This is a genomic window from Duganella sp. BJB476, assembly GCF_003416895.1.
Lineage (GTDB): Bacteria > Pseudomonadota > Gammaproteobacteria > Burkholderiales > Burkholderiaceae_D > Rugamonas.
In genome coordinates this window covers 163,497-178,629 of record NZ_QVIO01000004.1, presented here as the reverse complement: position 1 = coordinate 178,629, position 15,133 = coordinate 163,497, and the positions used below count along the sequence as shown (strand labels likewise).

The window sequence follows — 15,133 nt, the reverse complement described above, 5'->3', positions numbered from 1 at the left end:
TCAGTCACCCCGCAGCCGCCCCTGATCATCCCCAGCGCCCCGCTTCAGCAAAAGATTGACACCCCGTTTGACTTGAGGTCTAATCGAGTCAGGAGGCGTGAAATCGTTTTCAAACGTCAAAATGCCCTGTTTCGCACCCTGTTAATCCACAAAAACGACTACCCATGACCGATTTCACTCAATTTCCTCCCTCATTCATCTGGGGCGTCGCCACCAGCGCCTTCCAGATTGAAGGCGGCGCGGCCGCCGACGGCAAAGGCCCGTCGATCTGGGACACCTTCAGCCACACGCCCGGCAAAGTCATCGACGGCAGCAACGGCGACGTCGCCTGCGACCACTACCACCGCTACCCGGAAGATGTGGCCATCATGTCCGGCATGGGGGTGGACGCCTACCGCTTCTCGATGGCCTGGTCGCGCGTGCAGCCAACGGGCAAAGGCGCCTGGAACGAAGCCGGCTTCGCCTTCTACGACCGCCTGCTGTCCGAGCTGGAAGCGAAGGGCATCGACGCCCATGTCACCCTCTACCACTGGGACCTGCCGCAAGGCCTGCAGGACGACGGCGGCTGGCTCAATCGCGACACAGCCTACCGCTTTGCCGACTATGCCGGCGAAGTGGCGCGTCGCTTTGGCTCGCGCTTGAAAACGATTGCAACACACAACGAGCCGTGGTGCACGGCCAACCTGGGCTACGGCAACGCGCAGTTCGCGCCGGGCGTGGCGGACCTGAAACAATCGATCCAGGTATCGCACCACCTGCTGCTGTCGCACGGGCTGGCGATGCAGGCCATGCGCGCCGTCGGCAGCCCGGCGCAGCTGGGCATCGTGCTCAATCAGTGGACCGCCGACGCGGCCACCGACAGCGCGGCCGACAAGGCGCTGGCGGAATTCGAATACGCCCGCTCGGTGCAGTGGTTCATGGATCCCATCTTCAAGGGCAAGTACCCGGAACTGGCGCTGCAAGGCCACGGCGACAACGCCCCGGAGATCCACGAGAACGACTTCAAGGACATCCAGCACAAGATCGACTTCCTCGGCGTGAACTACTACTTCCGCGCCTACTGCTCGTCCGAGACGCCGCCGCGCCAGCCGGAAGCGAAGCTGGGCACCACCGACATGGGCTGGGAGATCTTCCCCGACGGCCTGACCGAGCTGCTGCTGAAACTGAAAGCGGAATACGACCTGCCACCGATCTACATCACCGAGAACGGCATGGCCAACCCGGACGTGATCGTCGACGGCGAGATCCCGGACGAGGCGCGCATCGATTTCGTGCTGCGTCACCTGAAGGCGCTGAACGACGCGCGTCTGCAAGGCGTGGACATCCAGGGCTACTTCCTTTGGAGCCTGCTCGATAACTTCGAATGGAACTCGGGCTATGCGAAGCGCTTCGGCATCGTCCACGTCGACTATGCAACGCAGAAGCGAACGTTGAAGCACAGCGCGCACTGGTACCGCGAGTACCTGCTGAAACAAAGGCCGCAGCGCACCGCGCACGCGGCCTAGAGCAAGCGTTTTATCCCCGCCGGCGCAGATGCCGGCGTTTTCCTTTCTACAGGCCACAGAGCCTGATGCTTTACACTCCAACGAGAATAACGAGGACGACATCATGCAAACCGCACCATCCGCTGTGCCACCGCAGGAACAGCAAGCACCGCAGGCTTCCGCCACCGCCAGCCAACCGCCATCGCTATTGCGCGCCATGTTCGCGCGCGGCACGCCGATGCTGTGGGTCCCCAGCGGCTATTTCGCGATGGCGCTGACCTACATGATGCTCACCAGCGTCACCTCCATCATGTTCAAGAACCTGGGCATGGACAACGGCCAGGCCGCGCAGTACGCCAGCTACCTGATCCTGGCCTACACCATCAAGCCGCTGTTCGCGCCCTTCGTTGAAATGTACCGCACCAAGAAGTTCTTCGTGCTGTGCGCGCAGCTGATCATCGGCCTGGGTTTCGCCGGCGTGGCGCTGGCGATGTCGCTGCCGGATTACATGGTGGTGATGGTGTTCATGTTCGGCGTGCTGTCGCTGGTCGGCGCAACGCAGGACATCGCGTCCGACGGCGTGTACGTCACCTCGCTGGACGCCAAGACGCAGTCGCTGTTCTGCGGCATCCAGAGCCTGAGCTGGAACATCGGTCCCATCGTCGCCTCGGGTGGCATGGTGTATTTGAGCGGCTGGCTGCACACGCACTACTTCCATCATCAGGCCGGCGTGTTTGGGCCGGAGTGGATCGAATCGTGGCGCATCATCTTCTTCATCGTCGCGGCCATCACCATCGTCGCGGCACTGTGGCATATGCGCGTGATGCCGGACGGCGCCAAGGCGGAGAACGCGCCGAAGTCGGTAGCCGAAGCGGCCTTTATCCTCAAGGATTCCTTCGTCACCTTCTTCCAGAAGCGCGACGTGTGGCTGATGGTGTCGTTTGCGTTCCTGTTCCGGCTCAGTATCGGGCTGCTGGAAAAGATCGGCCCCTTCTTCATGGTCGATCCGGTGGCGCAAGGCGGGTTGGGATTGTCGAACGAGATGCTGGGACTGATCTACGGCACGTATGGCCTGATCGCGGTGCTACTAGGTTCCCTGCTGGGCGGGATCTTCGTCGCGCGGCGCGGGCTGCCGGCGACCTTGTTTGTGCTGTGCTGCGCGGTCAACATCCCCAACGTCACCTTTCTCTTGATGAGCATCTACCAGCCGCACGACCTGCTGATCATCAGCGCCGGCGTGGCGATCGAGAAGTTCTTCTTTGGTTTCGGTTCGGTGGGCTTCATGATCTACCTGATGCAGCAGCTGGCGCCCGGCAAATACACCACCACCCACTACGCTTTCGGCACGGGCCTGATGGGTTTGTGCATGATGGTCACCGGTATCGTCAGCGGCCACTTGCAGCAAGCCTTAGGTTATGTGCACTACTTCTGGCTGGTGATGGCGGCCACGATCCCATCGTTCATCGTCACCTGGTACGCACCGTTCCATCATAAAGACTAAACCAGCAAGGCAGCAAACAAAAGGGCCGGCGCCAAACAAGCGCCGGCCCTTTTTGTCGTCATTCCCGCGCAGGCGGGAGCGACGCGCGGGGTGAACGCATAAAAAAACCCCTCGACCTTTTCAGGAAGAGGGGTTGGAAGACCACTACAACAACACTGGGACTACATGAAAAACTCTTTGCTTAGAACGACTTGCCGACGTTGATGCCGAAGGTGCGCGGCGGCAGGTACTGCGCTTGCCACGGGCCGTTGGCGTTCATCGCGCTGGTCTTGATCTTCGCGTCTTCCGCATTGCGGATGTAAGCGTCGAAGTACCACTTCGAATCGGCATCGAAACGCAGGCCAAGATCGGTGCGGGTGTAAGCCTTCTGCTTGTCCGGATCACCCAGATTGAACACGCTCAGCCAGCTGGCCGTTTCGTAGTGCGCGCTGATGCGCGGGATCAGCGTGCCGTTGGCCAGCGCGAAGCTGTGCTGGTACATCATCTGCGCACTGAACTTCGGCGAGTGCGGCATGGTGTTGCCGGTGACGTCCAGGCATGGATTGGTGATGCCAGGCGCCGTGCAAGCCGGCAGCACATAGTCGTTACTGCCGCCGACCAGATGCTTCAGCGTGGCGTTGGTGTATGCGGCGGTGAACTGCACGCGGTCTTCACGCGTGATCTTGGCCGCGATTTCCGTCTCGATACCCCATACCTTGGCGCCTTCCGCATTGCTGGTCGCCAGGCCGCGGGTGCCGTCCGCATACGTCACCGGTGCGCTGAACTGGAAGCCCTTGAACTTCTCGTAGTACGCCGAATTGTTCATCCGTACCGAGCCGCCCAGGAAGGTGCTCTTCGAACCGACTTCGTAGTTGGTCAGCGTCTCCGAACCATATGGCACGCCGCCATCCTGCAAACCGCCCGACTTGTAGCCGGTCGATACGCTGGCGTAGACCATGTTGTTCTTGTCGATCTCGTAGCTCACGCGTACCAGGCCGGTCAGCTTGTGGTCGTTGAACACACCATCATTATGCTGATAGGTCGTGAAGCCGGTGCCGCCGCCCAGTGGATTCATCGAAGGGCTCACCGGAATCTGCGGCGCATCCGAATTGCTCCAGCCGTTGTTGGTGCCGCCGATGTTCTTGCGTTCGTCCGAGGTGTAGCGCAGGCCGCCGGTTACGTGCAAGGCGTCGCTAGGATTCCAGGTGGTCTGGCCGAAGACGGACTTCGATTCCACGGTTTCCTTGGGCTGGATGAAGGAACCCTGCCAGCCCACGGTGCCCTGCTGGGTGCCGTTCATGATCGGGATGTCGAAGCGGATGCCGTTGTCCTCATTGGCGTAGTACAGGCCAAGCAACCAGTCCACGTCACGCTTGCCGGTCGACTGGATTTCCAGTTCGTGGCTGTAGTTCTTGTACTTGGACCAGACGGTGTTGTTGGCCTGGTAGCTGCCGTTGCTGGTGAAGCTGGTCGGGATGTTGGCGCCGCCATCCTGGTCGAAGGTCGAGGAGCCGTTGAAGCGCGAGTAGCCAGCGATGTAGGCCAGGCTGATGTCCTTGTTGATTTCGTAGTCGACGCGGCTGCGCACCGAGTGCGAATCGCGGTTGACGCTAGGCGCCGTATCGATCAACGCCGACCAGAAGTCCTGGCCCGCGCGCGGAGTCTGCATCAGGTTCATGCTCGGCGTGCCGCGGTCCATGTAGTGCTCATACGCGACGTTCCACTTCAGGCCAGGCATCGGCTGCCACAGGAAGCTCAGGCGCGCCGCGCTCTGGTCCTGTGCGCTGTACTTCTGGCCGTTGTTGACGAACAGGTTGGTGTTGATCGGTTGGAAGGCGATCGGGTTGCCCGGATGCGCGGTGTTCCATGCGGCGATCACCGGATCGGCCGCCGCGTGCTGCGAGGCGATCGACAGGTTCGGCGCGGTCTGGTAGCTGACGTAGCCGTTGTGCTGCTCGTGCACCACCGCCACGCGCATCGCCATCGTGTCGTTGATCGGGATGTTGACCGCGCCGCGCGCGCCCAGGCGGGCGTAGTTGCCGTAGCCCGCTTCGAAGTTGCCGGCGCTGCTGCCGATTTCAGGTTTCACCGTCTGCATGTTGACCGCGCCGACCGTGGAGTTACGGCCCCACAGCGTGCCTTGCGGGCCGCGCAGCACTTCGATCGCTTCCAGGTCGAACAGCAGCGCGGTCGCGCCTTCCGGACGCGGCGAGTAGATGCCGTCGACGAAGCTGGCCACTTCAGGATCGGCGTATTCGGTCTTGGCGCTGTCGTTGCCGATGCCGCGCAAGGTCATGGTGATCACGCCGTGGTCGCCCTGGCCGGTGGCGGCGAAGCCAGGCACCAGGTTGACCACGTCCTGCAAGGTCTGCACGTGGTTATCGTCCAGCACCGCGGCGTTCAGCGCGGTCACCGCGACCGGGGTCTTTTGCAGCGAAGTGGAACGCTTGGTCGCGGTGACATACACCTCGGTGATGGTCGAGGAGCTTTTATCGGCGGCGGCGGTGGCGGCGGCGGTGGACTGCTCGGCGGCCGGCGCGTCGGCCGGGGTGGCCGCATAGGCGGCGACGCTGGTGCCGGCCATCAGGGCGAGGATGGCCAACTGGATCGGGGACGGCAAGCGCTTCCCGGACTGCGGTACGTGGACGTTCATAAGTCTCCTTTTGCGTAGCGATCGCCGAGGGGGTTGGGCGGTGCCACATTTATCATCGTAGAAATCGATTTCATGTTGTTTGAAAACGTTTTCAAATTAACTGAAAACGATTTCGTTATTTGTGAAATCGATTTCATGGTACATAATTCAAATCACGGATGTCAATTTAAAAATTGTAGCGGCGTTGTTTCCCTGACATGCCAGACGGCGTTTCACGGGGCGGCACACTCTACGGACGGAGACAAAAAAATATGAAAACGATGCCAGCACCAGTCAAAAACGTCCTGATCGTCGGCGGCGGCACCGCCGGCTGGCTGACGGCAGCCTTCCTGGCCCGCACTTTGGGCGCCGGTGCAGACGAAGACAGCGTGCGCATCACGCTGGTGGAATCGAAGGAGATCGGCATCATCGGCGTCGGCGAAGGCACCTTCCCGTCGATCCGCGGCACGCTGGCCGCCATCGGCATCGACGAAGCGCGCTTCATCCGCGAGTGCCACGCCACTTTCAAGCAGGGCATCAAGTTCACCGACTGGGTGCGCCCGCCCGGCGCGCCGGGCAACGACCACTACTTCCATCCTTTCAGCCTGCCCAGCCAGCGGCCCGGCGGCCCGGAACTGCTGCCCTACTGGCTGCAAGGCGCGGCCGCGCCGGGCACGGGCTTCGCCGCCGCCGCCACCATGCAGAAGCGGGTGGCCGACGCAGCGCACGGCCCCAAGCGCTTTAACGACGCCGACTTCATGGGACCGTTGAACTACGCCTACCATTTCGACGCCGGCAAATTCGCCACTCTGCTCAGCACCCACGCGCAATCGCTGGGCGTGCACCACGTGCAGGCGACGGTGGACCGGGTGGAACTGGACGAACACGGTGCGATCGGCGCGGTGCACACCAGGGAGGCCGGCGTGCTGACGGCCGACCTGTACATCGACTGCACCGGCTTCCGCGCGGCGTTGATCGGCGACGCGCTGGGCACGCCCTTCCGCAACATCAACGACACGCTGTTCGTCGACCGCGCACTGGCGATGCAGGTGCCCTACGAGACGGCGGACACGCCCATCCCTTCATACACCATCGCCACCGCGCACGAGGCGGGATGGACCTGGGACATCGGCCTGCACCAGCGGCGCGGCATCGGCTACGTCTACTCCAGCCGCCACACCGAAGACACGCGCGCGGAGGAAGTGCTGCGCCAGTACATCGGCCCGGCCAGCGACGGCCTCAATCCGCGCCAGCTCAAGCTCAATGTGGGCTACCGCGAGCAGCACTGGGTGAAGAACTGCGTGGCGGTCGGCTTGTCGGGCGGCTTCCTGGAGCCGCTGGAATCGTCCGGCATCGGCCTGATCGAAACGGCGGCCTACCTGGTCAGCTACCTGTTCCCGCACAACGGCGACCTGGCGCCGGTGGCCAAGGTGTACAACGAGATGATGAAGGCGCGCTACGAGCGCATCGTCGATTTCGTCAAGCTGCACTACTGCCTCACGCAGCGCAGGGACAACGCCTTCTGGACCGACAACACCGACCCGGCCAGCATTCCGGAATCGCTGCGCGACAAGCTGTCCATGTGGAGCCGCCGCGCGCCGCACCGCATGGACTTCGTGGTGGACCTGGAGATGTATCCGCCGTCCAGCTGGCAGTATGTGCTGTACGGGATGGAGTATCCGACCGCGCAATACGCCAACGCCAGAACGCTGCCGCGCTTCGACGAGGCACGCAAGGAGTTCCAGATGATCGAGCAGATGTCGCACCGCGCGCTGGCCGACCTGCCCACGCACCGCGCGCTGATCGATCACTTCCTCCAGCGTGGCGAGCGCAAGATCGCCTGACCGGTATTTTGTAGTCAAAACGCGCCGAGCGTACGGGCGCTAACATACGCGCGCCGGTCCGCACCGCATGATGGTCTCCGCCACATCACTCAACACCACAGGAGAGACCATGCATACCCAACCATTACATGCCGGCGCAATGGCCAGCCACGAACTCGGAGACGGCTACGCCTCCGGGGTTTCGTGGGGCGCCGTATTCGCCGGCGCGGCCGCGGCGGCCGCGCTGTCCTTCATCCTGCTGATACTCGGCATGGGCCTCGGCCTGTCGTCGGTATCGCCCTACCAGTACAACGCCACGCCGCTGGGCGGAGCCGCCATCGCATGGATCGCCTTCGTGCAGCTGGCGGCGGCCGGCATCGGCGGCTACATGGCGGGACGGCTGCGCGTCAAATGGGCCAGCGTCCACGGCGATGAAGTGCACTTTCGCGACACCGCGCACGGCCTGCTGGCATGGGCGGTGGCGACGCTGATCACCGTGGCGGTGCTGGGCGGCGGCGTGCGCGCGGTGCTCAGCGGCGCCATCGACTCGGGCGCCGCCGTCGCCAACGCCGCCGCGCCAGCCCTGGCGCGCGGCAGCGGCAGCGGCAACACCTACTTCGCCGACATGCTGCTGCGCTCACCCAACGGCGACGCCGCGACCGATGCCCAGCGCAACGAGATCAACCGCATCCTGATCACCGATCTCGCGGCCGGCAAAATCAACGCCGACGACCGCAGTTATCTCGCACAGCTGATCGCCAAGCGCGCCGGCCTGGCGCCGGCCGATGCCGAACAGCGCGTGGACCTGGTCTACGCGCAGGCGACGCAGGCCGCCAACGACGCCAAGGCCAAAACGATGGCCGCCGCCGAGGAGGCGCGCAAGAGCGCCGCCCATTCCGCCTTGTGGATGTTCGTTGCCCTGCTGCTGGGCGCCTTCGTCGCCAGCCTGTTTGCCACGCTGGGCGGCCGCAACCGCGATCACGCCCGCGTCATCGTGCACGCCCCCATCTAACCGGAGAATATGATGCGCTCGATACTACTGCTGTTACTCGGCATTCCCCTTCCCATCGTCATCCTGATCGCGCTGTTCGTTCGTTAATACCCGTCGACGTCGATCACGGCCTGGGCGAAGGCTTGCGGCGCTTCCTGCGGCAGGTTGTGGCCCACGCCCTTGATGACGCGGTGCGTGCGCTTGCCGGAGAAGCGGGCGGCATAACCCTGGCCGTCGGTGGCCGGCGCCACGCCGTCGCTGTCGCCGTCGAGCGTGATGGTCGGCACGGCGATCACCGGAGCGGCGGCCAGCTGCCGTTCCAGCGCGTCGTACTTCGGATCGCCCTGCTCCACGCTCAGGCGCCAGCGGTAGTTGTGGATCACGATGGCGATGTAGTCCGGGTTGTCGAACGACGCCGCGCTGCGCTCAAAGGTGGCCTGGTCGAAGCGCCACTGCGGCGAGTTGGCCTGCCATATCAGCCTGGCGAACTCGCGGCGGTTGGCCTGGTAGCCCGCCTTGCCACGCTCGGTGGCGAAGTAGAACTGATACCACCAGCCGTGTTCCACCTGCGGCGACAAGGGCAGCTTGTTGCGCTCGCGGTTGTTGATCAGGTAGCCGTTCACCGACACCATCGCCTTGCAGCGCTGCGGCCACAAGGCCGCGATGATGTTGGCCGTGCGCGCGCCCCAGTCGTAGCCAGCCAGGATCGCCTGGTCGATCTTCAGCGCATCCATCAGCGCGATGATGTCCAGCGCCACCGCCGCCTGCTGGCCGTTGCGGAACGTGGCGTCCGACAGGAAGCGCGTGCTGCCGTGGCCGCGCAGATGCGGCACGATCACGCGGTAGCCCTGCGCCGCCAGCAGCGGCGCCACCTCGGCGAAACTGTGTATATCGTATGGCCAGCCGTGCAGCAGCAGCACCGGCTTGCCGTCGGCCGGACCGGCTTCGTAGTAGCCCACGTCGAGCTCGCCGGCGCGGATTTGCCTGATCGGCGCCAGCGGCTGCGGTCCCTCGGCGGCGTGTGCGATCGCGGCGAACGGCAGCTCGACGGCGGCCAGGCCGACCGCGGCCAGCGCGCCGGTCAACAGGTTGCGGCGCTGGGTATTCATGCTGCCAGCGCCAGTTCGACGTTGATATTGCCGCGCGTGAGCTTGGAGTACGGGCAGGTCTGGTGCGCCGCGTCGACCAGCGCCTGGGCCACTTCACGGTCCAGGCCAGGCAGGCTGATAGTCAGGCGCGCTTGCAACAGGTAGGCGCCGCCGGCCGTGCCCAGGTCGACCTCGGCATCCACCGCCAGGTCCGGCGGCAGCTGCACTTTCATCGCCCGCGCCGCATGCCCCATGGCGCCGATGAAGCAGGCCGACCAGCCGGCCGCGAACAGCTGTTCCGGATTGGTGCCCTGGCCGCTGCCGCCGGGCGGCGACAGCTTGAGGTCGAGGCGGCCATCGCTGCTGCGGGTGCTGCCGTCGCGGCCGCCGGTGGTGTGGGTCTTGCCGGTGTACAGCACTTGTTCGATCTTGGTCATGGCGGATTTCCTTAAAGTTGGTGGCTGGCTTATTTGTATCGCATCCGATGTAATCGGATAAGACGAATAATATCGCAACCAAAATCAAAGTCAAGCAGTTCCGATCAAATCGCATCCGATGTATAATTTGCTGCATCCAGACCAAGAAGGAAACGCCATGACCGCCCCCGCCCCAACCGAAGCCCGCAAGCTGGCCGACTTCCTGTGCTTTTCGATCTACTCCGCCAACCTGGCGTTCGGCCGCGCCTACCGCCCCATCCTGGACGAGCTGGGCCTGACCTATACGCAGTACATCGCGATCATCGCGCTGTGGGAGCAGGATGGCCAGACCGTGACCAGCCTGGGCGAGAAGCTGTTCCTGGAATCGAACACGCTGACGCCTATCCTGAAGAAGCTGGAAGTGATGGGGTACCTGCGCCGCGCGCGCGATCCGGGCGACGAACGCCAGGTGCTGGTCAGCCTGACCGACGCCGGCCGCGCGCTGCGCCAACGGGGACTGGCGATGAACCTGGTGGAGGCCTGCGGCCTGGCGCCGGATGAATTCTCGAGGGTGCAGCAAGCCGTCGCCACCCTGCGCGACAGCCTGATCAAAGCGAGCGCCGGACGGCCTGCGCGTCCCTGAAACGGCTATTCCACCGATGGCAAGGCAATGGAGTGGACTAGGGGACGGGTGGGATCGTAGAAAACCGTGACGGCGCCAGCGCAGCCTATTGTCCGGCGTAGCGCTCGATCAAGACTTGGTAACGCACATCCGACTTCAGCACGTCGAATTCGCGCGTGTCATTAAGCTGTGCAATATCGCGGAATCCGTGTTTGAAAGCGTCGTTCAGGGAACGCACTGCGCCGTCGAGGTCCCCCTGCTTCACCAGGCTGCGCGCTTGAGCGTAGTCCTGGGAGTATCCAGGCTCATTTGCCCCGGCCGCTGCCGGTTGTTCTACTGCGCTCGGCCGGAGCAGCGCGGGCGGCGCCGAAATAACAGTTGGGGTCGCTTCAGGAGGAGCCGCTTTGGCGTGCGCGGAAGTGGCCGTGGCGATCGCCAGTCCTTTCACCCGCTGGTAGTAGATCCGCCCCATTATCGGCAGTTCCAAATACATGCGGTCGGGTTCAACGAAATAAAACGTCATCCCGATCAGGGAATCGGTATCCAGGGTCACCTGGTTGCCGTGTTGCGTAATGCTGGCGATCGGTATGCTGAATTCGTCCCCCACCGCCACCTTGGTCGGCGTGATTTCAAACTCCGGGCCCAGCGGCAATTTGAGACTCATCACCTCCACCCGCTCAGCCCGCCATTTCCCGATAATGCCGCTGCCGTCCTCCTTGGCGCAGCCTGCCAGCACAAGGCCAAGCACAATCAGCAGCGCCCTGCGCGCAACGAGGAAGCACGTCATGTTAGCGGGGCGCCGTGTCGTACTGCTTGATCAGCGCGGCAAAGCGCGGGGTTTTGCGCAGCTCGTCAAGATCGCGATCCTTTTCCAGCATGTCGAAGTGCTTGAATCCGGCCATGAAACTTGCCTCGAATTCCTTGAGCGCATCGTCGGTGCGCCCTTGCCGGAGGCGCAGGATCGCCGTGTTGTAGTAGACCAGCGGCTCTTTCGGTCCACGCTCGCGCGCCTGCGCCAGGACCTTGCCGGCCTCATCGAACTTGCCCTGCGCCATATTCGCGATCGCCAGCTTGAGCAACTCATTGACCGCCGCGCGGCTGCTGGCGGCCGCAGCCTGTTCCGCATCACCTGATGCCAGCTGGGCCTCGCCCTGTTGGCGCAGCGCCTTGGTTTCCGCATCGGATGGCGCGATGCCCGCAGCAGGCTGCGCAGGCGCAGGCGCGGGTGCGGGAGCCGCGGCCGGGGCGACGGCGACGGCCGCGGCCGGGGACGTGGCCGCTACCGTCACGGCCTTGCCGCGCACGGAATAGAAATAACCGCCCCCCGCCAACAGCACCAGCGCGGCGGCGCCTATCATGATCGGCAGGCCTTTCTTGCCGCCGGTAGCGCCCGTCGACGCCGTCGACTGTGGCTCCATTGGGGTGGCGCAATTGGGGCACTTCAGGTCCTCGCCCGGGGAACGCTCGAAAATTTCGCCCGAGTTGGCCTTGTCGCAATCGCCCAGAGTAGGACATTTATACTTCGCCATAGCTTAACCTTTTTATTTGATGTGTTTTGTCTGGTGGCAGCGCCGCCCTGGCGGCGCGTCCATATCAATCCTGGCCGGCGGGGATGCCGATAATGACCTTCAGCGGCGCCTGCATGGCGCGCAGCTGCTGGTAGCCGGGATCCTGGTCGTCTTCGCCCGCCTCCTGGTAGCGTGCCATCGCCAGTTGCCGGTATGCCGACAGCAATTCATTTTTCTTGTCGATGTGCTGATAGTCGGCGTCGATGCGTTTGCTCACTTCGCGTTCGATCGCGCCCTGCAGCTCCGCGGGATGATCCGCGCCGAGCACCTCTTCCCAGTTGCGGCCATTCATCACTTTGGAGGTCGGCATACCGTCCACCAGATAGACGAACACCCATTCCGGCAGCCCGGAGACCTTGTTGGCGCGTTCCTTGACCATACCCAGCAGGCGCGCGACCAGCAACATCGGCTTGCGCCGTCCCTGCAGCGCCAGATCCGCAGCCGACTTGGCATACAGCGCCGGCAGCTTGCGGCCGTCGCCTTCGCTGTGCAGCAGGAAGGATTCGTTATGGTCCTTCAGCAGCCCGTCATAGTGCTTCTTCAGTTCGGCCAGCGACTCGACGAAACGCGCCGGCATCAGCGAAGTGATCTTCATGATCACAATCTGGTTCGGCAGGCTGCCAGCAGCCACCTGGGTATCGGAGGTCGGATGCTTCTGGTCGTCAAACAGCCGCGCCAGGCCGGTGCGGAACTCGTTCTGGTTGGCGCATTCGGGAACGAACACGCCCACTGTCTGGGTCGTGCCCTGCGAGCCGCCCAGATTATTGGCGACCGTGCGGTCGACCTCGGTCTTGTTAAACCTGAGCATGCTGCCCGCTTCGTCATACAGTTCGCTGACAAAGGCGCGCAAGCCGTTGGGGTTGGCATCGTATTTCTTTTGCAGGCGTTCGACGATATTCACATGCAGCACTGGCTGCAGATTGGCCGAAATTTCGGCATGCGCCAGTTCGACGATCTGGGCCGACTCCTGCGACAGGCGGCCGATGATGCTGCCCAGCGACAGGCTCTGCAGCAATTGGTCGAACGAATCCACGTCGGTGCCACCCAGCTCGATGATCGACTGGCGCACCCGCTGGGTGCGCGTGCGCTGGCTAGTCTCGTCCACCACCACCGCCTTCATGATGGCGGCGATCGCGTCCTGGTCGAATACGCGCTTCTGGTACGCCGCGTCGTGCGCGCCCAGGCGGGCGTCGCGCTCCTGGCCGAAACGCTTGGTGGCCTCGGCCAGGTTCTGGTGCAGTTCATCGATGCGGCCGCGCATGGCGGTCAACTGCTCCTTGACGAACGGCACCAGCTGCGACGCAAATTTGAGCCCCTCCAGATTGGTGCGCGCGATATACAAGTCCTGGTACAAGGTAGCGATATCGGAAAACAAGGCGCTGCGCTTGTCGGTCAGGTGCTTGCCGAAAAAGCCGACGTCGTTGAAACGATCGGTCTGCTCCTTGGCCCGCTGCTGGATGTCCTGCAAGGTGGCCGGCATCTTGGCGATCTTGTCCAGGTAGAGGCTTTGATGCTCGTCCAGCAGCGCCAGCAAGGCATCGGTCAGTTGACGCAGCTGCAGCAGAGATGCGCTGCCGGTCTTCCAGCGGCTGAAGAATTCCTTCTCCACCTGGCGCCCGATATGGCGCGCCATCTCAACCCGCGCATTGCCCTTGACTTCGTAGAATTTGCGGACCCCGCCCAGCATGCGGTAGGTGTCGTCGAAGACCTTGCTCAACTTGGTATTAAGGGTATCGATCCAGGTGGTTTGCTCGATACCGGCGTCGGCCTTAATTTCCGGTACCAGCCGGCTGACGATCTGCTTCCAGTATTCAGGCACCAGCTTCCAGGCCGGATTTTTGGCGTCATCCTCCAGGATGCCGGTCTCCAGCATCAGATGCGCGTCGGTCAACAACAGTCCTTGCGCGTTTTCAGCTTTGCGCGCTTCCACGCCCCAATCCTTCTCCAGCGCTTCGTCAGCGTAGCCTTCGCCTTGGCGGAAGTTGTTGAACATCAGCTGGCGCGCAGCCTGCTCGGCGAATCCGTAGGCCAGGTATTCCTTGATTTCCTGCTCCGGCACCACCACGCGCTTGATCCCAAATGACATGAACAGCTTGGCGCGCGCCTTGCCGATGTCGTCATCGCTTTCGAAATTCTTGATGTCGTTCTCGCCCTTTTCGGCGCGCCCCAGGCCTTCCCATTCCTTGTTCAGGGTTTTCTGGTAAATGAACTCGGCAACAATCTTCGGCACTTCCGACTCGATGTCGAACTGGATGCCGTTCTCGTTGACGTTGTCGACCAGATAGCAGCCGTTGAAGTACACGTCGTGCTCGAGGCGCGAGCCGTCCAGCAAATTGGTCGGCTGGTACTGGCCGACAGCCAGGGCATTGAGCTCGGACAGCGCGGCATAACCGTTGGCGTAGTAATTCGAAAAGCCGGCGACATCCTTGACCCGTTTCGAATTCTTCTCGGGCAGCAGTGCATAGATCAGGATGCGATAACGGTCCTGGTCGGGATACTTGTGGCGGATCTGCGCGACCGCATCCACCACCGAGCCGCTGCCGGTGCCGCCGGCCAGGCCGCAAACCACGTGGATGACCGCCCCCATTTTGCCCGGGCCGGCTTCCAGCTCGCGCATGCGCCCTTCCAGCGCCTTGACGAAGCTGGGCGCGTTCTGGGCAAAGACCACGCGCCCCAGCTTGCGGCGCTGTGCGGCGCCTGCGGTGCTGGCTTTGACAAAATCAAAAATATTGCGCGGCTCTATCCATTGCTTCAGCCCCGGAAACGAGTCCGGGTCGTCCAGCACCGGGCGCACGGCGCTGGCCGTGTTGATCAGGTACTCGCTGCGGTTCAGGTCGACCTCTTTGCCGAGCACCTTCCACTCCTCCTTCTTGTCCAACTCGTCGTGCGAGGTGTCGATGTACAGATAACCGAAGTGCGCAGCCGAATGGTCCTGGCTATCCTTGTTGCGTTCGATAGTCTTGCGGATGTGGCGAATGATCTTGCCGCCGGACCCGCCGAGGCCGATGATGAGGTGATTGTTGGACATG

The 15,133-nt window shown here is 63.1% G+C and carries 11 protein-coding genes; 5 read left to right on the top strand and 6 right to left on the bottom strand.

Annotation, left to right across the window (positions count from 1 at the left end; translation table 11 throughout):
• Positions 1-164 precede the first annotated feature (164 nt).
• Positions 165-1,505, top strand: coding sequence for a GH1 family beta-glucosidase (locus D0T21_RS17345; protein WP_116992034.1), 1,341 nt, complete (start codon positions 165-167; stop codon positions 1,503-1,505).
• Between the two features lie 103 nt (positions 1,506-1,608).
• Positions 1,609-2,985: an MFS transporter gene (locus D0T21_RS17340; RefSeq protein ID WP_229211530.1), complete on the top strand. Its 1,377-nt coding sequence runs from the start codon at positions 1,609-1,611 to the stop codon at positions 2,983-2,985.
• Positions 2,986-3,166: 181 nt separating this feature from the next.
• Here the strand turns inward: D0T21_RS17340 and D0T21_RS17335 are convergent, their stop codons facing one another.
• A complete protein-coding gene (locus D0T21_RS17335; RefSeq protein WP_116992033.1) occupies positions 3,167-5,617 on the bottom strand; it encodes a TonB-dependent receptor in 2,451 nt (816 codons plus the stop codon).
• Between the two features lie 251 nt (positions 5,618-5,868).
• Here D0T21_RS17335 and D0T21_RS17330 point away from each other — a divergent pair, with 251 nt between their 5' ends.
• Positions 5,869-7,440 (top strand): tryptophan halogenase family protein, encoded by a 1,572-nt coding sequence (locus D0T21_RS17330; RefSeq protein WP_116992032.1) that lies wholly within the window; start codon positions 5,869-5,871, stop codon positions 7,438-7,440.
• A gap of 109 nt (positions 7,441-7,549) precedes the next feature.
• Complete coding sequence (locus D0T21_RS17325) at positions 7,550-8,431, top strand: hypothetical protein (protein WP_199538547.1); 882 nt, start codon at positions 7,550-7,552, stop codon at positions 8,429-8,431.
• A gap of 83 nt (positions 8,432-8,514) precedes the next feature.
• On the opposite strand, the gene D0T21_RS17320 is transcribed toward D0T21_RS17325, so the two are convergent.
• Complete coding sequence (locus D0T21_RS17320; RefSeq protein WP_116992030.1) at positions 8,515-9,519, bottom strand: alpha/beta fold hydrolase; 1,005 nt, start codon at positions 9,517-9,519, stop codon at positions 8,515-8,517.
• A complete protein-coding gene (locus D0T21_RS17315; RefSeq protein WP_116992029.1) occupies positions 9,516-9,935 on the bottom strand; it encodes an organic hydroperoxide resistance protein in 420 nt (139 codons plus the stop codon). The genes D0T21_RS17320 and D0T21_RS17315 overlap by 4 nt, the downstream gene beginning before the upstream one ends.
• A gap of 157 nt (positions 9,936-10,092) precedes the next feature.
• Here D0T21_RS17315 and D0T21_RS17310 point away from each other — a divergent pair, with 157 nt between their 5' ends.
• Entirely contained in the window at positions 10,093-10,557 is a 465-nt protein-coding gene (locus D0T21_RS17310) for a MarR family winged helix-turn-helix transcriptional regulator (RefSeq protein WP_116992028.1), read from the top strand.
• Positions 10,558-10,642: 85 nt separating this feature from the next.
• On the opposite strand, the gene D0T21_RS17305 is transcribed toward D0T21_RS17310, so the two are convergent.
• From D0T21_RS17305 to D0T21_RS17295, 3 genes are all read right to left on the bottom strand, one after another.
• On the bottom strand, positions 10,643-11,323 hold the full coding sequence (locus D0T21_RS17305; protein WP_116992027.1) for a hypothetical protein: 681 nt from the start codon (positions 11,321-11,323) through the stop codon (positions 10,643-10,645).
• Position 11,324: 1 nt separating this feature from the next.
• The gene (locus D0T21_RS17300) at positions 11,325-12,065 is read right to left on the bottom strand and encodes a tetratricopeptide repeat protein (protein WP_116992026.1); all 741 of its coding nucleotides are present in this window, start codon (positions 12,063-12,065) and stop codon (positions 11,325-11,327) included.
• 64 nt (positions 12,066-12,129) lie between these two features.
• Positions 12,130-15,132, bottom strand: coding sequence for a tubulin-like doman-containing protein (locus D0T21_RS17295; RefSeq protein ID WP_116992025.1), 3,003 nt, complete (start codon positions 15,130-15,132; stop codon positions 12,130-12,132).
• Between the last annotated feature and the right edge of the window lies 1 nt (position 15,133).